The organism is Micromonospora sp. CNZ299 (genome assembly GCF_002754415.1).
The window spans coordinates 6,631,114-6,652,093 of record NZ_PEFG01000001.1 but is presented as its reverse complement, the minus strand read 5'-3'; the positions used below and the strand labels follow the sequence as shown (position 1 = coordinate 6,652,093).

Below are 20,980 nucleotides of genomic sequence, written 5' to 3'. Positions count from 1 at the left end.
ATCTCGAAGGAAAGGACCGGAGATGACACCTCCGCACAACTACCTGGCGGTCATCAAGGTCGTCGGCATCGGGGGAGGCGGCGTCAACGCCGTCAACCGGATGATCGAGGTTGGGCTCAAGGGCGTCGAGTTCATCGCGATCAACACCGATGCCCAGGCGCTGCTGATGAGTGACGCCGACGTCAAGCTCGACGTCGGCCGGGAGCTGACCCGTGGCCTGGGGGCCGGGGCCAACCCGGACGTCGGCAAGAACGCCGCCGAGGACCACCGCGACGAGATCGAGGAGGTGCTCAAGGGCGCCGACATGGTCTTCGTGACCTGCGGTGAGGGTGGCGGCACCGGCACCGGTGGTGCGCCCGTGGTGGCCAACATCGCCCGCAAGCTCGGTGCGCTGACCATCGGCGTGGTGACCCGGCCGTTCTCCTTCGAGGGCAAGCGCCGTCAGGTGCAGGCCGAAACCGGAATAGACGAACTCCGCAACCAGTGCGACACGCTGATCGTGATCCCGAACGACCGGCTGCTGGCCCTGGGTGACCGCAACATCAGCATGATGGATGCCTTCCGCACGGCCGACCAGGTGCTGCTCTCCGGTGTGCAGGGCATCACCGACCTGATCACGACCCCGGGTCTGATCAACCTGGACTTCGCCGACGTCAAGAGCGTGATGAGCGGCGCCGGCAGCGCGTTGATGGGCATCGGCAGCGCCCGCGGCGAGAACCGTGCGGTCGAGGCGGCCGAGGCGGCCATCTCCAGCCCGCTGCTGGAGCAGAGCATGGACGGCGCGCGCGGCGTGCTGCTCTCCATCGCCGGCGGTTCCGACCTGGGCCTGTTCGAGATCAACGACGCGGCCCAGCTGGTCACCGACGCCGCCCACCCGGACGCCAACATCATCTTCGGCGCGGTCATCGACGACGCGCTCGGTGACGAGGTGCGGGTCACGGTCATCGCGGCGGGCTTCGACGGCGGCACGCCCGCGTACAAGGCGGCCGAGCCCACCCGCAAGACCAACACCAACCAGCCGGCGGCGCAGAGCACCCCGGTGCCGGCGCCGACGACCAACCCGGCTCCGGCCCAGTCGCCGCGCCGAGTGCTCTTCGACGACGTGGACGTTCCCGATTTCCTCAAGAACGGGTCCTGAGCACCGCCGATGACCGACAGCTCAGCCACGGTAGGGCCGGACCGGCATGCCGAGATCGCGGCCGGTCTGGCTCAGGTCCGGTCCCGGATCGCCGACGCCTGCGTGCAGGCCGGCCGGGACCGCGCCGACGTCACGATGATCGCGGTGACGAAGACCTACCCGGCCAGCGACGTGTTGGCGCTGGCCGGGCTCGGGGTCACCGACATGGGGGAGAACCGCGACCAGGAGGCAGCCGGTAAGGCCGCCGAGGTGGCCGCGTCCGGGGTGCGCCCCCGCTGGCACTTCATCGGTCAACTCCAGCGCAACAAGGCCCGCTCGGTGGTCCGGTACGCCGACGTGGTGCAGTCCGTCGACAGTGTCCGGCTGGCCCGGGCGTTGGCCAACGCCGCCGCCGACCGGGAGGTGCCACTGGACGTCATGGTCCAGGTGAGCATCGACGGCGACGCGGCCCGGGGTGGCGCACTGCCTGGTTCGGCCGACCCGGGCGCCGGGCTGGAACCGGTGGCCGAGGCGGTGGCCGACGCGCCCGGGCTGCGTCTGGTCGGTCTCATGGCGGTGGCTCCGCTGGGTTGGGAGCCGGACCGGGCCTTCGCTCAACTCGCGGAGGTTGCCGGCGTGTTTCGGACGGTCCATCCGGGAGCGACCGAGCTGTCCGCGGGAATGAGCGGAGATTTCGACATCGCGATCCGATACGGCGCGACACATGTCCGCGTCGGCAGCGCGTTGCTCGGAATGCGTCCCACGCTGCGGTAGCCTGACCGCGAGACATGCAAATTACATCAGTGTTGTTTCAGGGGTGGCGTCCCCTAGTCGGGGGTCGTGGCGCGCGACGCGAATCGCGCGCCAGGGGATTGCCGCCCCGGTCCGATGGGCATTGTTGTCCATTCGCGACGGGCGACATGGCACGGGGGCGCGTGCCGCACGGCGGACGGAAGGGCGCGGGATGGGTGCACTGCGCAAGGCGGGGGTCTGGCTCGGTCTGGTCGAAGAAGACGACGAGCGGGCCTACGACGACGGTGGCTACGACAAGGGTGGCTACCGCGACTCGCGTTACCGGCAGAGCCGGTACGCCGAGGAGTTCGCCGACGAGGACGAGGACGACACCGAGGAGCCACCGGCTCCCCGGCCGCGGGTCAGTGAGCGGGGTCGACTCTCCGAGCGGGCGAGCGGGCGGTTGAGCGAGTCCGAGCGTGGTGACAACGAGCGTCCGGAGCGGGCCGAGCGGGCCAGCGTACGGTCGATCACCCGGTCGTCGGCTGGTGAGACCTCCGGCGCGCTGACCTACCACACCCGCGACAATCTGGCGCTCGCGCCGCAGGTCGCGTCGCGTGAGCGGGCGTTGCCCGAGGAGGAGCAGCGCTACCAGATCACCACGCTGCACCCGACCACTTACCGCGAGGCGCGCACGATCGGTGAGCACTTCCGCGACGGGGTTCCGGTGATCATCAATCTCACCGAGATGGATGAGGCCGATGCCCGCCGTCTGGTGGACTTCGCCGCCGGTCTGGCGTTCGGCCTGCGCGGTACGATCGAGCGCGTGACCAATCGGGTGTTCCTGCTCTCACCGGCTAATGTCCAGGTCACCGCTGAGGACAAGGCCAAGATCGCTGAGGGCGGTTTTTTCAGTCTGAGTTGACCCCGCCCGACCCGAGGGACGTCGCTGACCGTGTTGTCGATCTTACTGCAAGTGTTGTACCTGGTCCTTTATGTCTTCCTGCTCCTCCTCTTGTCCCGGTTCGTGTTGAGCGCCGTCCTGCAGTACGGCCGTCGCTGGCAACCGGGGCGTGGAGCATCGGCAGGATTGGAATCCGTGTGGAGCGTCACTGATCCCCCTCTCAACGCGTTGAGGCGTGTGATCCCTCCGCTGCGAATTGGTACCGTGAGCATCGACCTGGCCTCCCTTGTGCTCCTGGTTATCCTGTTCGTGCTGATGGAGTTCGTGTTAGGGCCGTCGATCAGGGCATCTGCCTGATGACCGACGCGCTTTCGCGGCCGCAACTGACCCGAGGAGTTTCGATGCCGCTGACCCCGGCCGACGTCCACAACGTCGCCTTCAAAAAGCCGCCGATCGGCAAACGGGGGTATGACGAGGAGGAGGTCGACGCCTTCCTTGACGAGGTCGAGCGCGAGCTCGCCCGTCTCATCGAGGAAAACAACGAGCTGCGCGCCCAGGTGGAGCGCGGCGGCCGTGGCGGTGCCCCCGCAGGCCCCGGCGGCGACGCCCGACTGGCGGCGGAGCTCAACGACGTCAAGGCCCAACTGGACCGGGTGCAGCGCGACAAGTCGGCGGCCGAGCAGGCCGCCCGCGCGATGCAGGCCGAGCTCGAGCAGGTCCGTGCGACCGGCGGCCCGGCTGGCGGCGGCGTCACCGGTGACGGTGAGCAGCAGGCCCTGCGCGTGCTGATGATGGCCCAGCGCACCGCCGACGACCACGTGTCCGACGCTCGTCGCGAGGCCGACCAGCTGCTGTCCGAGGCCCGTGGCAAGGCCGAGGAGGTGACCCGGGAGGCGCGCGCGAAGGCTGACGCCCTTGAGCGGGACGCCCGCCAGCGGCACCAGGAGGCCATGGGCGGCCTGGACGCCAAGCGCACGGCGCTGCAGAAGCACATCGAGGAGCTCAAGCAGTTCGAGCGCGAGTACCGCACCCGGCTCAAGGCCTACCTGGAGAGCCAGCTGCGTGACCTCGACGGTCGTGGCCAGGGCCTCGAAGCCGAGATGACCCGCTCCGAGGCAGGCCGGGTTGCCGGCGGCAACGGGCTGGCCGCTGCGGGCCTCGCCGGTTCGTACGGCGGCGGCGGGCGCTCCGGCGCCCTCGAAGCCGGACGCTGAGCACCGGCCGGCGATCGTTTCCCGCCAATGGTGACGATCGCCGGCCCAGCCTGGACGGTACGACGCGGCGGGGGTGAGCCGTGATAGTCGCAAGTCTTCTGCTCATCCTCGTCGCGGTGGTCCTACTGGTGCTCGGTCTGGCCAGTGGCTCCAGCTTCATGTTGATCATCTCCATCGCGGCCAGTCTGCTGGCCGCCGTGGCGTTGGTGGTGGGCGCCCGCCAGGCAGCCGCCAACCGCGCCATGGCGGATCCCGGTCGGTCCGGCCGGCGACCGCCCGACGCACCCCGCACGGCCCGCCAGGCCACGGGTGTCGCGTACGGGCCGCCGCTGGTCGAGCCGGAGGTGCCGGTTCAGCACGTGCCCACGACGGTTGGTACCGGCGGCACCGGGTGGCGGCAACCACCCGAGCCGCCGGCCGACCATGCGCCGCCGTTCGACAGGCGCGTCGATGATGCGCCGCAGTTCGATCCGCGCGTCGACGATGTGCCGCCGCTCGATGATGCGCCGCCGTTCGATCCGGGCTCGCCGTTCGTGACCCCGGCCGACGACGTGTCCGCTCCCACCCGGCCCGTCAGCCCGGCGTCGCCGTTCGCGGCGTCGACCGACGACGCCTTCCTCGACGGTGCCCCGACGGCCGACGAGCCGGCCGAGCAGCCGGTCACTCCCGCCGAGGCGGCCCGGGTGGCGCGACTTCCCGATGCCGTCCAGGTGGTCGACGGTCACCCCCGCTACCACCTCGCCAGCTGCCCGCACCTCGTTGGCCGGACGCCCGAGGTGCTGCCGGTCGCCGAGGCCGTCGAGCTCGGTTTCACGCCCTGCGCGCACTGTGCGCCAGCCACCGCCCTGCTCGCCGACGCCCGGCCGATCTGAAGCGGCGCCAGTGCCCGCGCAGGAGACGCTCACCGTGGCGGTACGGGTGAAGCCGGGCGCCTCCCGTGCACGGGTGGGTGGCCGCTTCGATGGTCCACACGGGCCTGCCCTCGTGATCGCGGTGCACGACCCGGCAGTCGACGGTCGGGCGACCGAGGCGGCCCGCAAGGCGTTGGCCGCCGCCCTGGGCCTCCGGCCGGCCGCGGTGTCACTGCGGGTCGGCGCGGCGAGCCGCGACAAACTCTTCCTCGTCGATCGGCCCGGCCCGGAGCTGTCCGAGCTGCTGCGCCGACTGCGCGACGGATCCGCCGAGTGAGGAACGCCCAGGCCAGGCTGCTGTGACGCCCGGATTGGACATCGCGCTGCTGCTCGGTGCGGCCGTGCTGCTGGTCGCCGTCGGCGCGGTGCGGCTCTCCACCCGGCTCGGCGTGCCCAGCCTCCTCGTCTACCTGGCGCTGGGCGTGGCGATCGGCGAGGGCGGGCTGGGCATCGGCTTCGAGGACGTCGAGCTGACCCGGACCCTCGGCTTCTGCGCCCTCATCGTGATCATCGCCGAGGGCGGCCTCACCGCCCGGTGGACCACCCTGCGTCCGGTGCTCGGGCTGGCCTCCGCGCTCTCCACTGTCGGCGTGATCGTCAGCATCGTGGTGGTCGGTGTCGCCGTACACCTGCTGTTGGGGTTGGACTGGCGGTTGGCGCTGCTCTATGGCGCGGTGCTCTCGTCCACCGACGCGGCGGCTGTCTTCGCCACCCTGCGTCGGCTGCGGCTGCCGCCCCGGCTGGTGGCGACGCTGGAGGCCGAGTCGGGCATGAACGACGCCCCGGTGGTGCTGCTGGTGGTGCTGCTGTCCCACGAGGGCTGGGCGCACCCGTGGTGGTACGAGGTCGGGTTGGTCTGTTACGAGCTGGGTGTGGGTGCGGCGGTGGGTGTGGGCGCGGGCGTCGCCGGCAGCTGGGCGCTGCGCCGGGCCGCGTTGCCCTCGGCCGGGCTCTACCCGATCGCCGCGGTGGGCATCACCGTGCTGGCGTACGCGGCCGGGGCGGTGCTGCATGCCTCGGGGTTCCTCGCCGTCTACGTGGCCGGGGTGCTGCTGGGCAACGCCCGGTTGTCACACCGGCAGGCGATCCTCGGTTTCGCGGACGGGCTCGCGTGGCTCGCCCAGATCGGGCTGTTCGTGCTGCTCGGGTTGCTGGCCTCGCCGGGTCGGCTGGACGCGGCCGTGCTGCCCGCGGTGGTCGCGGGACTGGCCCTGGTGCTGCTGGCCCGGCCGTTGTCGGTGGCCGTCTCGGCGCTGCCGTTCCGTGTCAGCCTCCGCGAACAGGCGTTCCTGTCCTGGGCGGGGCTGCGCGGGGCGGTGCCGATCGTGCTGGCCACCATTCCGCTCTCCGAGCGGGTGCCCGGTGCGGAGCGTCTCTTCGACGTGGTCTTCGTGCTGGTGGTGATCTTCACGCTGGTGCAGGCCGGGGCGCTCGGGCCGTTCGCGCGGTGGTTGCGGGTGACAGCGCCGGCCGAGGCGGCTGAGATCCATGTGGAGACGGCGCCGCTGGAGCGGATGCGGGCGGACCTGCTCCAGTTGGAGGTGCCGCCGGGCTCGCGGCTGGCCGGTGTGCACGTCGACGAGCTGCGGCTCCCGTTGGGCGCATCGGTCACGCTGGTGCTGCGCGACGGGGTGGGTTTCGTGCCCGCACCGGACACCCGCCTGAAGACCGGCGACAGCTTGTTGATCGTGGCGACTGCGGGGGTGCGGGATGCCGCGGAGCGCCGACTGCGGGCGGTCAGCCGGCGCGGTCGCCTGGCCCGGTGGTTTGGTGAGTACGGGGATGAGGCAGTCGATTGATCTGCTAGCGTTCCCTTTGCCCCAGTTAGGCAGGGCTAGGGGCTGTTTAGCGGAGCGACGGTGCGGCACGTTGTCGGACGCCTGTACGTTCCGTATTCTTGCCAACCTCCGGAGTGCGCGGCCATCATTGCCGTGCGCCCCTTTTCGTACATTAGGGGACGCCTTGGTCGGCGCCCCCCGAACCAGGATGCCGCGGACCACGCGGCTCCCCGGCCGAGGGAGCGACCCATGGCGAAGCCAGCCGACACCAGGACCGCCGGGCGCAAGCCGGTGACCAAGCCCACCCGGAGCACGGCGGAGACCGAGAAGATCCGGGCGGCGCTGGCGGCGCGGCGGGACGAGCTTCGCGCCGAGTACGATCAGACGCTGAGTGAGATCACCGAGCTGCAGCGCGACCGGCTGACCGACTCGGCCGGGGACGACCAGGCCGACACGGGCACCAAGACGCTCGAGCGGGAGCAGGAGATCTCTCTCGCCAACAGCATTCTGGAACGGATCACGCAGGTCGAGCGCGCTCTGGAGCGCCTCGACGAGGGTGGTTACGGCTGGTGCGAGCGGTGCGGCAACCCGATCCCGGTCGAGCGCCTCGCCGCCTTCCCGTCGGCCACCCAGTGTGTGACGTGCAAGCAGCTGGAGGAGCGGCGCTGAGGTCCGTTCCCCGGCGGCGATGAGACGGTGAGCGATCACCGCCGAGACACCTCGATGGGGAGCGCATGACCGCAGTACCGTCCGCCGAGCCCGGCCGCACCGACCCGGGAGGCGGCACACGCCGGCCCCGGGCCGTCGCGATCCTTGCCGGAGTCGCCCTCGTGGCCCTGCTGGCCGACCTGGTCACGAAGCACCTCGCGCTGGCCGCGCTGACCGACCGGGAGCCGGTCCGGCTGCTCGGCGGATTCGTCTACCTGAGCCTGACCCGCAACAGCGGTGCGGCCTGGAGCATCGGCGCTGACCACACCTGGATCTTCCCGCTGATCACGATCGGTGTGGTCGGCTGGATCGTCTGGATGGCGCTGCGACTCCGCTCGCTGCCCTGGGCGATCTCCCTGGGCCTGGTGCTGGGTGGTGCGCTGGGCAACCTCGTCGACCGGATCTTCCGGGCGCCCTCGCCCTTCCACGGGCACGTGGTCGACATGATCAGCCTCTTCGACCCGTACGGCCAGGTCTGGCCGGTGTTCAACCTGGCGGACAGCTCGCTGGTCTGCGGTGTGCTGCTGGCGGTCCTGTTGGAACTGACCGGCCGCCAGCGGGACGGCCGGCGGGCCGGACGCGACGACGCCCCGGCCGAAACGGACGCCACCCAGGGCGCCGACCAGAAGGAGCGGGCATGACCTCCGCCTTCGCCGCTGGCGGCGACCACCGTTCCCTCCCGGTGCCGGACGGCCTCGACGGCATGCGACTGGACCAGGCGGTGTCCCGCCTGTTCGGGCTCTCCCGCACCTCCGCCGCGGCCCTGGTGGATGCCGGGGACGCGCTCGTCGACGGCGCCGCCCGACCCAACTCGCACAAGGTCAAGGCCGGCTCCTGGCTGGACGTCACGCTGCCGGCCCCGGTCGCACCGCCGACAGTGGTGCCGCAGGCGGTGCCCGGCCTGCGGGTGGTCTACGCCGACGATGACATCGTGGTGGTCGACAAGCCGGTGGGCGTGGCCGCGCACCCCAGCCCCGGATGGACCGGCCCGACCGTGATCGGCGCCCTCGCCGCGATCGGGCACCGCATCTCCACCAGTGGCGCCGCCGAGCGACAGGGCGTGGTGCACCGGCTCGACGTGGGCACCACCGGGATCATGGCGGTCGCCAAGAGCGAGCAGGCGTACACGGCGTTGAAGCGGGCCTTCAAGTACCGCGAGGTGGACAAGGGCTACCACGCGGTGGTGCAGGGTCACCTGGACCCGCTGCGCGGGACCGTGGACGCGCCGATCGACCGTCACCCCACCCACGACTACCGCTGGGCGGTGGTGTCCGGCGGCAAGCCGAGCATCACCCACTACGACACCATTGAGGCGTTCCCGGCGGCCAGCCTGGTCGACGTTCGACTGGAGACCGGCCGGACCCACCAGATCCGGGTGCACTTCTCCACCCTGCGGCACCCCTGCGTGGGTGACCTCACCTATGGTGCCGACCCCACCCTCTCGGCCCGTCTCGGCCTGGCCCGACAGTGGCTGCACGCCCGCGAACTGAGCTTCCTGCACCCCCGAACGGGGGACGAGGTCCGGTTCGTCAGCGACTACCCTGACGACCTGGACCGTGCGCTTCAGATCCTGCGTGACTGAGCGGCGACCGCCCGACACCGCTCCGACGAGGGGATCCCGCCCGTGCGCGCCGGCAACCTGCTGCGGCAGCTGGACCAACGGCTGCTGCCGCCGCTGACCCGGGCCGTGACCCGGCTCGGCGAGCGGTCGGCGCGGTCCGGGGTGCTCACCTGGGCCGCCGTGCTCTCTGCGGCGGCGGTCCTGGGCACCGCGGTCTGGGCCGTCGACGACACTCCGGTCGGCGACCGGACGGTGGGTGAGGTGACCCGCGTCGGTGTGACCGACGGCGATTCCGTCCCCGGCTACCTGCGGTCCGCCGCCGCCGACCTGGCCGCGCTGCCCGCGTCGGCGCAGTCCGCGGGGGACGGGACCTACGCGCTGGTCACGCTTGCCGCGTACCTGCCGCCGCAGCGTCTGGCGACGGTCCTCGGCGACGTGGGGGTCTCCACCGTCTTCGGGCGGGTGCCGCTACCCGGGCGGCAGACCGAGATCGTCAAGATTCCCGCGCTGCGGGTGCCGGACGACGTCGTGGCCGGGATGGACCAGGTGGCGGCCCGCAAGGACGTCGAAGCCGCCGACTACCGGGCGCTGGCCGCCACGGTAGACGGTGACGGGCCGGATGAGCGGGAGTTGCGGGAGCGCTACGCCAGCGGCGCCGAGGTGGCCGCCGCCGAGGCGACCGCGTACCGGACCGGCTGCGCCTGCGTCTACGCCGCTGTGGTGCGAGCGACGCCGGGTGCGCTGCGCGGTGTGGCGGCCCGGCCGGACGTACGTGCGGTCGACCCCGCTCCCGAGGTGTACCGCCTGGACCGCACGGTCTTCACACCTCCGCTGCCCGAACAGCGCGACGTGGTGCGTCCGCCTGTCGACATCGGGCCGAGTCCGGCGCCCACGCCCGACGGGGACGCGGCCTCGACACCACCCGCGCCCGCGCCGATGGCGTCGATGGGCGAATCGTCGGAACCCGCACCGGTCGTCACGACTCCGTCACCCGCACCGTCGCCGGCCACGTCGACCGCGCCACCCCCGCCGACCGTCACCACCTCCCCGGACGGCATCGGTGCCGAGCTGCCGACGCCCGCGTCGTCGTGATCTGCGTCGGCTGGTGTGCGCTCTGAGGTGTGGTCCGAATAGGGTTTGGTTCGTAGCCTGTCAGACGGAGATCGATGGCGCTGGGAGGGCGGGCCGTGGAGGGCAGTGAGACCGGCTGGGGCCGGCCGGCCGAACCAGCGCCGCGCTGGCGCGCGTTGTTGGACCGTGCCCGGCTGGGCGGTCGCGGCGCGGAGCAGACCGAGCCGGACCGGCATGCCGATGACCCGTCACCGGATCCGCTGCCACGGCGCGCGGCACCGAACGGCAACGCCGGGCGGGCGTCCGCCATCGGGCATCCGGCCGAGCTGTCGTACGGCGCGGAGCCCGACTACCGGGCCGAGGCGACCTACCGTGTCGACCCCGCCTACCGGGCCGACCCGGGTTACCGGGCGGAGCCGGGTTACCGCGCCGAGCCGGACTATCGGGCCGAGTCGGTGTACCGCTCTGAGCCGGACTACCGGTCGGAGCCGGCGTACCGGTCCGAGCCGGCGTACCGCGCCGAGCCGGCGTACCGCGCCGAGCCGGATTACCGGGCCGAGCCTGGCTATCGCGTCGAGCCGGAATACCGGGCCGAGCCGGGCTATCGGGCCGAGCCGACGTACCGGGCCGAGCCTGGCTATCGCGTCGAGCCCGAATACCGGGCCGAGCCGGGCTATCGGGCCGAACCGACGTACCGGGCCGAGCCCGAGCCACCGCCAGCCGTCCCCGACCCGGCCCAGTCGCGGTACGCGTTGCTGGACAACGGCTACCGGCCGGGCGACCCGCCGGTGCAGTCCCGGTACGCCCTGCTGGAGACCGGCTACCAACCGGAGACCGGTTACCCGGCGCCCCCGACCCCGTCGGTCGCACCGCCACTCGCCGCACCGGTCGCACCGCCGGTGGCCCCGCCACCCGTCGCGCCGGTGGCCCCGCCACCCGCCCCGTCGGTCGGCTCGGCGATCGTCGAGCGCGCCTTTCCGGCCCGGGTCGAGTGGCGCCCGCAGGGCGTCGACCAGGAGCAGGAACGCGCCAACGGGGTGCTCCGGCGTGACCTGGGCACGCCCCGGGTGTTCGCCTTCGCCAACCCCAAGGGCGGGGTGCACAAGACCACCGCCACAGTGCTCGCCGCGGCCACTGTCGGCAGTGTGCGCGGACAGGGCGTGCTGGCCTGGGACGACAACGAGCTGCGCGGCACCCTCGGGCTGCGCGCCGGCAGTGCCCGGCACGCCCGGACGATCCGTCACCTGATCACCGACCTGGCGCAGATCGAGATCCTCGAGGGCGAGACCCTGCTGGGTCGGCTGGACGACTACCTGCGGCACGCATCCGACGGCTCGTACGACGTGCTGGCCGGCGAGGAGAGCCCGCGCTTCGCCCAACGACTGGACCAGTTCACCGTCCGACGTGTGCTGGAGTTGCTGCGGCGCACCCACGACGTGGTCTGCGTCGACACCGGCAACAACGTGGAGAGCCCCAACTGGCGCACCGTGATGCAGGCCGCCGACCAGCTCGTGGTGACCACCGTGCCCCGGGAGGACGCGGCGTTCAGCGCCGACTGGATGCTCGACCTGCTGCACGAGGAGGGCATGGGCGAGTTGGCGGACAACGCCATCACCCTCATCTCCTGCCCGACCCCGGGCCGCTCGTCGTTGCAGGACGACCTGGAGCGGCACTTCGCCACCCGTACGCGTGGGGTGGCCGTGGTGCCCTACGACCCGGCGCTGGAGACCGGGTCGTCGATCGAGTACCACCAACTCCAGCCGGAGACCCGGCAGGCCTGGTTGCAGGCGGCGGCGATGATGGTGGAGCCGTTCGCCCGGTGAGCTGGTCTGCCGCCACCGGAGCCCCGGCCCTGCACCGGGCCTGAGAGGATCATCGGGTGAGCCCGGACAACCCCGAACCCGAGCGGCCCGTCGACGATCCCGACCGGGCCGCTCCGCCCGACCCGTCGGGGACCACGTCGCAGACGCAGCCCGCTGCCCAACCGCCGGTGTACGCCGAGCCGCCGGGCGCGGCACCCTCGACCGCGTCCCGGAGCTGGTTCGAGTTGACCTCCGACGAGCCGCGTCGTCCGCTGCGCACAGCGGCGACGGTGCTGGGCGCCGTGCTCGCGCTGGCCGTGCTGGGTGTGCCGTTCGGGCTGCTGTGGGCCGTGCTCGCGCCGGCCACGCCGGTGCTCAAGACCGCCGAGGGGGCGATCTACGCCGACCCGCAACCGGAGCAGCCGATCGCGGCGGACGGGTGGTTCAGTCTGCTGGGGCTCGGCTTCGGGCTGCTGGTGGCGCTCGTCCTGTGGTTCGTGCTGCGCCGGCGACGCGGCCCGGTCGGGTTGCTCGCCGCGGTTCTCGGCGCGTTGGCCGCCGCGCCGGTTGCCTGGCAGGTGGGGCGGCGGGTCGGTCTGGCCACCTTCGACCGGCTGCTGGACACCGCCCCGGCGGGGCAGTCCTTCACCAAGCCCCCGGACCTGCGGGCCGGCGGGGTCGACTGGCTGCTCGGCGTCCTGCCGGTGCCGCACGGCAACCTGCTGCTGCCGGCCTTCGGGGCCGCGATCACGTACACCCTGCTGGCCGGCTGGTCGCGGTGGCCGGGCCTCCGTCCGGAACCCGAGCCGGCCGACCTCAGTTGGGTGTCGGTGGGGACGACGCCAGCTCCGCCAGCGGCACCGGAACCGCCCGCACCTGGCGCAGCAGAGCCGCCTCGCGGTTGAGCAGCCGCAGTTCGGCGCGCAGCCGCGCGGCGGTGTCGTCGATCGCCAGCAGGCGCTGCCGGTCGTCGACGGTGAGCGCCGCGGTCGCCGCCACCAGGTGGGAGAGCACCGTCGGATCCTCCGGCAGCTGCTCGGAGATCTCCTCCGGGTCGGAGCGGATCAGGCCGAGGTACTGCCGGAACACCGCGATCACCCGGGCGGCCAGCAGATCGGCCACCTCGTCCGACCCGGCCGGGTCGGGCAGCCACTCGACGTCGGCGGTCAGATAGGGGGCCGCGCTGTCGTCGACCTCGGCGATCCGGAAACGGCGTCGGCCGACCGTGACGATGTCGAAGCCGCCATCGGTCAGCTCGGTCACCTGACGCAGCTCGGCGGTGCAGCCCACCTCGTGCAGGGTGACGTCGCCGACGCCGGGCGTCGCGCGGGCGCCGGGACCGGCGGGCGCGACCTCCCAGCCAGCCTGGATGGCCACCACACCGAACTCGCGGGGAGCGCCCTCGGGCAGGTCGACGAGGTGTCGGACCAGCGCCCGGTAGCGCTCCTCGAAGATGTGCAGCGGCAGCACCAACCCGGGAAAGAGCACCGTTGCGAGCGGAAACACCGGCAGCCGTGCGGTCACATGGTCGAGCCTAACCAATCTCGCCCGCGTGGGCGTGGCCCGGCTCACCGTCCCGGCGGACGGGCGGCTCGGGTGTACGCCGGGCCGGCCGCCTAGACTCGCAAGGGTGCTGAATCGGATCGACCTGCGCAAGGGTCTCGGAGACCCGCGCCGCCTGCTGCCCCGTGCCCAGCTCGACGTGTCGGTTGCCGTCGAGCGGATCCGCCCGCTGGTGGAGGCGGTTCGCGAGCATGGCTACCCGGCGATCCGGGAGGCCAGCGAGCGATTCGACGGCATCTCCCCCGAGGTGCTGCGGGTGCCGGTCGAGGCGATCACCGAGGCCGAGGGGGTGCTCGACCCGGCTGTGCGCGCCGCGCTGCTGGAGTCGATCAGCCGGGCCCGTCGGGTCCACGACGACCAGCGGCGCACCGACCACACCACGCAGGTGGTGCCCGGCGGCACTGTCACCGAGCGCTGGCTGCCGGTCGACCGGGTCGGCCTCTACGTGCCCGGTGGCCTGGCGATGTACCCGTCGACAGTGGTGATGAACGTCGTGCCCGCGCAGGCGGCCGGCGTGCGGTCGCTGGTGGTGGTCAGCCCGCCGCAGAAGGACAACGGCGGTCTGCCCGACCCCCGGGTGCTCGCCGCGTGCGCGCTGCTAGGCGTCGACGAGGTGTACGCCGTGGGCGGGGCCCAGGCGGTGGCGATGCTGGCGTACGGCGCAGCGGTCGACCCGTTGGGTGAGCTGCGGTGCGACCCTGTCGACCTGATCACCGGCCCCGGCAACATCTGGGTGACCGCCGCCAAGCGGCTGCTGCGTGGCGTGGTCGGCATCGACGCCGAGGCCGGGCCGACCGAGATCGCCATCCTCGCCGACGACACGGCCGATCCGGCGCACGTGGCCGCCGACCTGATCAGTCAGGCCGAGCACGACCCGCTCGCCGCGAGCGTGCTGGTCACCCCGTCGCTGGCGCTGGTCGAGTCGGTCGAGCGGGAGTTGGCCCGGCAGGTGCCGGCGACCAAGCACACCGAGCGGGTGACCACGGCGCTGACCGGTGAGCAGAGCGGCGTCGTCCTGGTCGACGATCTTGAGGCGGGGTTGCGGGTGGTCGACGCGTACGCGGCCGAGCACCTGGAGATCCAGACGGTCGACGCCCGGCAGTGGGCGCTGCGGGTTCGCAACGCCGGGGCGATCTTCGTGGGCGCCTGGTCGCCGGTGTCGCTCGGCGACTACTGCGCCGGGTCCAACCACGTGCTGCCCACCGGCGGCTGCGCCCGGCACTCCTCGGGGCTGTCCGTGCAGTCGTTCCTGCGCGGCGTGCACCTGATCGAATACACCGAGACCGCTCTGCGTGAGGTGGCCCCGCACGTGGTGACCCTGGCCAACGTGGAGGACCTGCCGGCGCACGGCCAGGCGGTCCAGGCCCGTTTCCCGGGTGGAGCGGCATGAGCGAGCGCAGCGAGCGAACCAGCTGGCTCAGTCGCCCGGTGCCTCATGCCGCCTCCTCGCGAAGCGGGGAGGCGGCATGAGCAAGCGCAGCGAGCGAACCAGCTGGCTCGGTCGCCCGGTGCCTCATGCCGCCTCCTCGCGAAGCGGGGAGGCGGCATGAGCAGCCTGGACGAGCTGCCGATCCGCGACGACCTGCGCGGGCTCTCGCCGTACGGGGCGCCGCAGCTCGACGTGCCGGTGCGGCTCAACACCAACGAGAACTCGTACGCGGTGCCGGAGCCGGTGGTCGAGGCGATCGGCAAGGCGCTCGCTGCCGAGCTGCGCGAGTTGAACCGCTACCCGGACCGGGACGCGCTGGCGCTCCGCGCCGACCTGGCCGAATATCTCGGGCACGGGCTCACCGTCGAGCAGGTGTGGGCGGCCAACGGCTCCAACGAGATCCAGCAGCAGCTTTTGCAGGCGTTCGGTGGGCCGGGGCGCAGCGCGCTCGGCTTCGTTCCGGCGTACTCGATGCATCCGCTGCTGGCCCTCGGCACCGGCACCCGGTGGGTGCCCGCCGAGCGCGGCGTCGACTTCGGGTTGACCGCCGAGGAGGCGGTCGCCCAGGTCCGTGAGCACCGGCCCGACGTGGTCTTCCTCTGCTCGCCGAACAACCCCACCGGCACGGCACTGGACCCGGCGGTGATCGCCGCGGTGCTCGACGTCGCGCCGGGCATGGTGGTCGTGGACGAGGCCTACGCCGAGTTCGCCCGACCGGGCACGGTCAGCGCCCTCGCGGTGCTGCCCGGCCACCCGCGGCTGGTGGTGAGCCGCACGATGAGCAAGGCGTTCGGCTTCGCCGGCGGGCGGTTGGGCTACCTGGCCGCCGACCCGGCGGTGGTGCAGGCGGTGCAGCTCGTCCGTTTGCCGTACCATCTCTCCGCACTGACCCAGGCCGCCGCACGGGCGGCGGTGACCCACCGCGACGCACTCCTCGGCACGGTCAGCGCGATCATGGCGCAGCGGGACCGGATCGTGGCGACGCTGCGCGAGCGTGGGTTGCGGGTCGCCGACAGCGACGCCAACTTCGTGCTCTTCGAGGTGGGCGGGGACCAGACCACCGTCTGGAAGGCGCTGCTGGCACAGGGGGTGCTGGTCCGCGACGTCGGCCTGCCCGGCTGGCTGCGGGTGACCGCGGGCACCCCGACCGAGACCGACGCCTTCCTTTCTGCAATGGAGACTGTGTGATGAGCCGGACCGCCCGGGTGGAGCGGATCACCAAGGAGACCAAGGTCCTCGTCGAGATCGACCTCGACGGCACCGGCGCCGCCGAGATCAGCACCGGCGTCGGCTTCTACGACCACATGCTGCACCAGATCGCCCGGCACGGCGGCTTCGACCTGACCGTGCGCACCGTGGGTGACCTGGAGATCGACGCGCACCACACGATCGAGGACACGGCGCTCGCCCTGGGTGCCGCGTTCGACCAGGCGCTGGGCGACAAGGCCGGCATCCGGCGGTACGGCTCGGCGACCGTGCCGATGGACGAGGTGCTGGTCCGGGCCGCGGTGGACCTCTCGGGTCGGCCGTACGTGGTGCACGACGAGCCGGCGCTGGCCCCGTACATCGGGCCGGTGTACGCGACGAGCATGACCCGGCACATCTGGGAGTCCTTCGGTCAGGCGGCCCGGGTCACGCTGCACGTCGACGTGCTGCGGGCGGCCCGGCCGGGCGGTCACCCGGACGCGCACCACGTGGTGGAGGCGCAGTTCAAGGCGGTCTCCCGGGCGCTGCGGGAGGCGACCGCGATCGACCCACGCTCGGCGGGCGCGATTCCCAGCACGAAGGGTGCTCTCTGATGAGCGCGAGGAGTGCAGCGCAGCGGAGCCCCGCAGTCGCGATTCGAGGGTGGCTCTGATGGGTGCCGCGTTGCCGACGTTGTTGCTGATCCTGGCCGGGGTGCTGGTGGGTGGCACCTGGTCGCTCTACCGGCAGGGTGCGCCGAAGGCGGCCGTGCTGGTCACCGCGGCGCTCGCGGTGCTCGCCACTGTCGCCGGGGTTCTGCGGCTGCTGCCGGAGAACGGGTGATCGGGGTGACGACATGAGTGACGTGGTGGTGCTCGACTACGGCTCGGGCAACCTGCGCTCGGCGGAGCGGGCGCTGGCCGCCGCCGGTGCTGACGTGCGGGTGACCGATGACCTGGCGGCCGCGGCCGCCGCCGACGGCCTGGTGGTCCCGGGGGTGGGCGCGTACGCGGCGTGCATGGCCGGGATCGAGGCGCTCGGCGCCGGCCCGGTGATCGCCGAGCGGGTGGCGGCGGGTCGGCCGGTGCTCGGCATCTGTGTGGGCATGCAGGTGCTCTTCGAGTACGGCGAGGAGCACGGTGTGGTGACCAAGGGGCTCGGGTTGCTGCCCGGCGGGGTGACCCGGTTGGCCGCCACCCGGTTGCCGCACATGGGTTGGAACACGGTCCGGGCGCCCGAGGGGTCGGTGCTCTTCGCCGGGTTGTCGGAGCAGAGCCGGTTCTACTTCGTCCACTCGTACGCGATGGGGGACCCGGCGGCGCTGGCTGCTGCCGGTGCCACGGTGACCACCGCCCATCACGACACTGATTTCGTCGCCGCGGTGGAGCGTGGTCCGCTGTCGGCGGCCCAGTTCCACCCGGAGAAGTCCGCCGACACCGGTGCCGCGCTGCTGCGCAACTGGCTCGTCACGCTGCCCAGCGGTGACTGACCGTCGTCGCCCGGTGCCCGGCGCGAGGGTGTCGCGGTGAGCCGGGAACGGGCCCGTCGTCGGGCGGTGCGTGAGGCCGAGCAGGCCCGGGAGCGGGCGGTCCGGCAGCGGCAGGTGGCGCGCCGTCAGCGCCGTCGCGCGGTGGTCCGCCGGTTGACGCCGCAGGTGCGGCGGGGCCGCTCCGGACGGTTGCCCCGGCACAGCCGGGGTGAGCGGGCCGCGATCGTGCTGCTGACCGGTGCCGCGCTGATTCTGATCTGGACGTTCGTCGACAACCTGGCGCTGCGTGTCGCGCTGATGGTGCTCTTGCTGCTCGTACTGCCGGCGATCGTCGTGATCGCCCTGGACCGTCGTACCTGATCGAGGAGAAGACGTTGAGCCTCACCCTGTTACCCGCTGTGGATGTCGCCGACGGCCGGGCCGTCCGGCTCGTGCAGGGCGCCGTCGGAAGCGAGAGCATCTATGGCGAGCCGTTGGACGCGGCGCTGGCCTGGCAGCAGGACGGCGCCGAGTGGATCCACCTGGTCGACCTGGACGCGGCGTTCGGTCGGGGCACCAACGCGCACCTGCTCGCCGAGGTGGTGCGCCAGTTGGACGTGAAGGTGGAGCTCTCCGGCGGCATCCGGGACGACGAGTCGCTGCGGGCGGCGCTGGGCACCGGGGCGACCCGGGTGAACATCGGCACCGCCGCCCTGGAGGACCCGGTCTGGTGTGACCGGGTGGTGGGGGAGTACGGCGACCGGGTGGCCATCGGGCTGGACGTGCGCGGCCACACCCTCTCCGCGCGTGGTTGGACCCGCGACGGTGGTGACCTGTACGAGGTGCTGGAGCGGCTGGACAAGGCGGGCGCGAGCCGGTACGTGGTCACCGACATCACCAAGGACGGCACGATGCGCGGGCCGAACCTGGACCTGCTGCGCGAGGTGTGCGCCCGCACGGACCGGCCGGTGATCGCCTCCGGTGGGGTGTCCAAGTTGGACGACCTGCGGGCGTTGGCGACCCTGGAGCCGCTCGGGGTGGAGGGTGTGATCGCCGGTAAGGCGCTCTACGCGGGTGCCTTCACGGTGGCCGAGGCGCTGCGGACCCTGGCCGAGGCGTGACGGTCACCCGGCTCTCCTCGGGTGGCCCGTGGGAGCAGCGGTACGGCTATTCCCGGGTGGTTCGGGCCGGTGACCTGGCGTTCACGGCCGGTTGCACGGCGACGGTGGACGGTCGGGTGGTGCACGTCGGTGACGCCGCCGCCCAGACCGCGCAGGCGTTGCGGATCGGGCTGGACGCGCTGGCCGAGGTGGGTGCGGAGCCCGGCGACGTGGTCCGGACCCGAATGTACGTGACCGACCGGCTGCACGCCGACGAGGTGGGCCGGGCGCACAACGCGGTCTTCGGCGCGGTCCGGCCGGCGGCGACCCTGGTGGTGGTGGCCGGTCTGCTGGATCCGGAGCACCTGGTCGAGGTGGAGTTGGAGGCGTACCTCGGCGGTCGCTGAGGTTGGCGGTCGGCGTGGTGCCGGCCGCTTCCCGGCCAGATAAGTTGTGCACAACTTAATTGTGGGCTACGGTTCAGCGGTGACCGATGATCTGCTGTTGCGCCGACAGGTGTGCTTCGCGCTCTACGCCGCGTCGCGCGCCCTCACCGACGTCTACCGGCCGATCCTCGACGAGTTCGGGCTGACCTACCCGCAGTACCTGGTGCTGCTTGTGCTCTGGGAACGCCCCGACGACGCCCCCACGGTGTCCGAGCTCGGCGCCGAGCTGCGACTGGACTCCGGCACGCTCTCCCCGCTGCTCAAGCGGCTGGAAGGAGCTGGCCTGGTGGTTCGGCGGCGGTCGGCGCGCGACGAGCGGCGGGTCGAGGTGGGCCTCACCGAGCAGGGGCGGGCGCTGCGGGAGCAGCTCTGCGACGTCCCGCTGCGGATCGCCCTGGCCACCGGGCTGGGCATCGATGAGCTTGTCGCGTTGCGCGACACGCTCACCCGGGTCACCGACACCATCCATCGACAGAAGGAGCAGTGACTCTCATGCAGGTCATCTACACCGCATCCGCGACCGCCAAGGGCGATGGCCGCGACGGCCACGTCGAGACCTCCGACGGCACCCTCGCGCTCGACCTGGCCGTGCCGAAGGAGATGGGTGGCGCCGGCGGCGCCGCCAACCCCGAGCAGCTCTTCGCCGCCGGCTACGCGGCCTGCTTCCACAGCGCGCTGCGGCTGGTGGGCCGCCGGGCCAAGGCCGACGTGAGCGACTCCGTCGTCGCGGCCGAGGTGGGCATCGGCCCGAACGGCAGCGGCGGTTTCGGGCTCACCGTCGAGCTCGTCGTCGACCTGCCCGCCGTCTCCCGCGAGACCGCCGAGCAGATCGTCGAGCAGGCCCACCAGGTCTGCCCGTACTCGAACGCGACCCGCGGCAACATCGACGTCACGCTGACCGTCCGGGAGACCTTGGCCGCGTGACCTCGCGGACCGAGACCCCCACCGCGGACGAGAGGACGACCACCCCGTGACCATAAACCGCGAGATCCACCTGGCCAGCCGCCCTCAGGGCTGGCCCACCGAGGACACCTTCCGGCTCGTCGAGACCGACGTCCCGACGCCGGGCCCGGGCCAGATCGTGGTCCGCAACCAGTACATGTCGGTCGACCCGTACATGCGCGGACGGATGAACGACGTCAAGTCGTACGTGCCGCCGTTCGCCCTCGACGCGCCGCTCGACGGTGCCTCGATCGGCGAGGTGGTGGCCAGCGAGGCACCGGACGTCGCCGTCGGGACCACCGTCCTGCACGGGCTGGGCTGGCGGGAGTACGCGCTGCTCGACGCCACCGCCGCCCGGCCGGTCGACCCGAGCGTCGCGCCGGTCAGCGCGTACCTCAGCGTGCTGGGCATGACCGGGCTGACCGCGTACGCCGGGCTGCTGGAGGTCGCCGCGATGAAGCCCGGCGAGACGGTCTTCGTCTCCGCCGCGGCCGGCGCGGTCGGCAGCCTGGTCGGCCAGATCGCCAAGCTCAAGGGTGCCGGCCGGGTGGTCGGCAGCGCCGGCTCGCCGGCCAAGGTCGAGCGGCTGCGGGCGCTGGGCTTCGACGCCGCGTTCGACTACCACGACGGGCCGGTCCGCGAGTCGCTGCGGGCGGCCGCGCCGGACGGCGTCGACGTCTACTTCGACAACGTCGGCGGCGATCACCTGGAGGCCGCCATCTCGGCCATGAACCTGCACGGCCGGGCCGCGATCTGCGGCATGATCTCGCAGTACAACGAGACCGAGCCGTCGGCCGCGCCGCGCAACCTGGCATTGGTCATCGGCAAGCGGCTCACCCTGCGCGGCTTCCTGGTCAACGATCACAACGACATGCGGGCGGCGTTCGTCCGCGACGTCGCCGGCTGGCTGCGCGAGGGCACGCTGTCCTACGACGAGACGATCGTGGACGGCATCGAGAACGCTCCGGACGCGTTCATCGGCCTGCTGCGTGGCGACAACCTCGGCAAGATGCTCGTCAAGGTGTGACCCAGGCCTCGTTCACGGCGGT

At 72.3% G+C, this 20,980-nt stretch carries 26 protein-coding genes; 25 read left to right on the top strand and 1 reads right to left on the bottom strand.

What is annotated here, in order from left to right; genetic code table 11:
- The first annotated feature begins 22 nt into the window (after positions 1 to 22).
- From ftsZ to CLT68_RS29935, 14 genes are all read left to right on the top strand, one after another.
- Positions 23 to 1,138: a cell division protein FtsZ gene (gene ftsZ / locus CLT68_RS30000; protein ID WP_099856013.1), complete on the top strand. Its 1,116-nt coding sequence runs from the start codon at positions 23 to 25 to the stop codon at positions 1,136 to 1,138.
- A gap of 9 nt (positions 1,139 to 1,147) precedes the next feature.
- Positions 1,148 to 1,891 carry a YggS family pyridoxal phosphate-dependent enzyme gene (locus CLT68_RS29995; protein WP_099856011.1) on the top strand — a complete coding sequence of 248 codons (744 nt, stop codon included), beginning with the start codon at positions 1,148 to 1,150 and terminating at the stop codon, positions 1,889 to 1,891.
- A gap of 190 nt (positions 1,892 to 2,081) precedes the next feature.
- Positions 2,082 to 2,774 carry a cell division protein SepF gene (locus tag CLT68_RS29990; protein WP_088949373.1) on the top strand — a complete coding sequence of 231 codons (693 nt, stop codon included), beginning with the start codon at positions 2,082 to 2,084 and terminating at the stop codon, positions 2,772 to 2,774.
- A gap of 30 nt (positions 2,775 to 2,804) precedes the next feature.
- Positions 2,805 to 3,110 carry a YggT family protein gene (locus CLT68_RS29985; protein WP_088949372.1) on the top strand — a complete coding sequence of 102 codons (306 nt, stop codon included), beginning with the start codon at positions 2,805 to 2,807 and terminating at the stop codon, positions 3,108 to 3,110.
- A gap of 44 nt (positions 3,111 to 3,154) precedes the next feature.
- Entirely contained in the window at positions 3,155 to 3,967 is an 813-nt protein-coding gene (locus tag CLT68_RS29980) for a DivIVA domain-containing protein (RefSeq protein WP_088949371.1), read from the top strand.
- Between the two features lie 242 nt (positions 3,968 to 4,209).
- The gene (locus tag CLT68_RS29975) at positions 4,210 to 4,839 is read left to right on the top strand and encodes a hypothetical protein (protein WP_486482469.1); all 630 of its coding nucleotides are present in this window, start codon (positions 4,210 to 4,212) and stop codon (positions 4,837 to 4,839) included.
- Positions 4,840 to 4,849: 10 nt separating this feature from the next.
- Positions 4,850 to 5,155 carry a DUF167 domain-containing protein gene (locus CLT68_RS29970; protein ID WP_099856008.1) on the top strand — a complete coding sequence of 102 codons (306 nt, stop codon included), beginning with the start codon at positions 4,850 to 4,852 and terminating at the stop codon, positions 5,153 to 5,155.
- A gap of 22 nt (positions 5,156 to 5,177) precedes the next feature.
- The gene (locus tag CLT68_RS29965) at positions 5,178 to 6,677 is read left to right on the top strand and encodes a potassium/proton antiporter (RefSeq protein WP_099856006.1); all 1,500 of its coding nucleotides are present in this window, start codon (positions 5,178 to 5,180) and stop codon (positions 6,675 to 6,677) included.
- A 228-nt stretch (positions 6,678 to 6,905) separates the two neighbouring features.
- Positions 6,906 to 7,325: a TraR/DksA family transcriptional regulator gene (locus tag CLT68_RS29960; RefSeq protein ID WP_088949367.1), complete on the top strand. Its 420-nt coding sequence runs from the start codon at positions 6,906 to 6,908 to the stop codon at positions 7,323 to 7,325.
- A gap of 65 nt (positions 7,326 to 7,390) precedes the next feature.
- Positions 7,391 to 8,005 (top strand): signal peptidase II, encoded by a 615-nt coding sequence (gene lspA / locus CLT68_RS29955; protein WP_088949366.1) that lies wholly within the window; start codon positions 7,391 to 7,393, stop codon positions 8,003 to 8,005.
- Positions 8,002 to 8,946, top strand: coding sequence for an RluA family pseudouridine synthase (locus CLT68_RS29950; protein ID WP_099856004.1), 945 nt, complete (start codon positions 8,002 to 8,004; stop codon positions 8,944 to 8,946). The genes lspA and CLT68_RS29950 overlap by 4 nt, the downstream gene beginning before the upstream one ends.
- Before the next feature lie 42 nt (positions 8,947 to 8,988).
- Entirely contained in the window at positions 8,989 to 10,017 is a 1,029-nt protein-coding gene (locus tag CLT68_RS29945) for a hypothetical protein (protein WP_099856002.1), read from the top strand.
- 74 nt (positions 10,018 to 10,091) lie between these two features.
- Positions 10,092 to 11,819, top strand: coding sequence for an AAA family ATPase (locus tag CLT68_RS29940; RefSeq protein WP_199177178.1), 1,728 nt, complete (start codon positions 10,092 to 10,094; stop codon positions 11,817 to 11,819).
- Between the two features lie 56 nt (positions 11,820 to 11,875).
- Positions 11,876 to 12,703, top strand: a complete 828-nt coding sequence (locus CLT68_RS29935; RefSeq protein ID WP_099855998.1) for a DUF2567 domain-containing protein — start codon at positions 11,876 to 11,878, stop codon at positions 12,701 to 12,703.
- Here the strand turns inward: CLT68_RS29935 and CLT68_RS29930 are convergent.
- On the bottom strand, positions 12,615 to 13,322 hold the full coding sequence (locus CLT68_RS29930; RefSeq protein ID WP_088949361.1) for an LON peptidase substrate-binding domain-containing protein: 708 nt from the start codon (positions 13,320 to 13,322) through the stop codon (positions 12,615 to 12,617). The genes CLT68_RS29935 and CLT68_RS29930 overlap by 89 nt on opposite strands.
- Positions 13,323 to 13,428: 106 nt before the next feature.
- Between CLT68_RS29930 and hisD the strand changes: the two genes are divergently transcribed.
- From hisD to CLT68_RS29880, 11 genes are all read left to right on the top strand, one after another.
- A complete protein-coding gene (gene hisD / locus CLT68_RS29925; RefSeq protein ID WP_088949360.1) occupies positions 13,429 to 14,751 on the top strand; it encodes a histidinol dehydrogenase in 1,323 nt (440 codons plus the stop codon).
- A gap of 156 nt (positions 14,752 to 14,907) precedes the next feature.
- Entirely contained in the window at positions 14,908 to 15,978 is a 1,071-nt protein-coding gene (locus CLT68_RS29920) for a histidinol-phosphate transaminase (protein ID WP_088949359.1), read from the top strand.
- A complete protein-coding gene (gene hisB / locus CLT68_RS29915; protein WP_088949358.1) occupies positions 15,978 to 16,589 on the top strand; it encodes an imidazoleglycerol-phosphate dehydratase HisB in 612 nt (203 codons plus the stop codon). Before CLT68_RS29920 ends, hisB begins: the two co-directional genes overlap by 1 nt.
- Positions 16,590 to 16,647: 58 nt before the next feature.
- Positions 16,648 to 16,818 carry a hypothetical protein gene (locus CLT68_RS33580; RefSeq protein ID WP_165435803.1) on the top strand — a complete coding sequence of 57 codons (171 nt, stop codon included), beginning with the start codon at positions 16,648 to 16,650 and terminating at the stop codon, positions 16,816 to 16,818.
- Positions 16,819 to 16,831: 13 nt separating this feature from the next.
- Positions 16,832 to 17,464 (top strand): imidazole glycerol phosphate synthase subunit HisH, encoded by a 633-nt coding sequence (gene hisH, locus CLT68_RS29910; RefSeq protein ID WP_088949357.1) that lies wholly within the window; start codon positions 16,832 to 16,834, stop codon positions 17,462 to 17,464.
- Positions 17,465 to 17,500: 36 nt separating this feature from the next.
- Entirely contained in the window at positions 17,501 to 17,824 is a 324-nt protein-coding gene (locus CLT68_RS29905) for a hypothetical protein (RefSeq protein ID WP_088949356.1), read from the top strand.
- 14 nt (positions 17,825 to 17,838) lie between these two features.
- Positions 17,839 to 18,564 carry a bifunctional 1-(5-phosphoribosyl)-5-((5-phosphoribosylamino)methylideneamino)imidazole-4-carboxamide isomerase/phosphoribosylanthranilate isomerase PriA gene (priA, locus tag CLT68_RS29900; RefSeq protein WP_099855996.1) on the top strand — a complete coding sequence of 242 codons (726 nt, stop codon included), beginning with the start codon at positions 17,839 to 17,841 and terminating at the stop codon, positions 18,562 to 18,564.
- Entirely contained in the window at positions 18,561 to 18,950 is a 390-nt protein-coding gene (locus CLT68_RS29895; RefSeq protein WP_099855994.1) for a RidA family protein, read from the top strand. The genes priA and CLT68_RS29895 overlap by 4 nt, the downstream gene beginning before the upstream one ends.
- Positions 18,951 to 19,029: 79 nt before the next feature.
- The gene (locus tag CLT68_RS29890) at positions 19,030 to 19,476 is read left to right on the top strand and encodes a MarR family winged helix-turn-helix transcriptional regulator (protein WP_088951911.1); all 447 of its coding nucleotides are present in this window, start codon (positions 19,030 to 19,032) and stop codon (positions 19,474 to 19,476) included.
- A 5-nt stretch (positions 19,477 to 19,481) separates the two neighbouring features.
- Entirely contained in the window at positions 19,482 to 19,913 is a 432-nt protein-coding gene (locus tag CLT68_RS29885) for an organic hydroperoxide resistance protein (protein WP_088949353.1), read from the top strand.
- A gap of 46 nt (positions 19,914 to 19,959) precedes the next feature.
- Positions 19,960 to 20,958, top strand: a complete 999-nt coding sequence (locus tag CLT68_RS29880; protein WP_099855992.1) for an MDR family NADP-dependent oxidoreductase — start codon at positions 19,960 to 19,962, stop codon at positions 20,956 to 20,958.
- Positions 20,959 to 20,980: the final 22 nt, after the last annotated feature.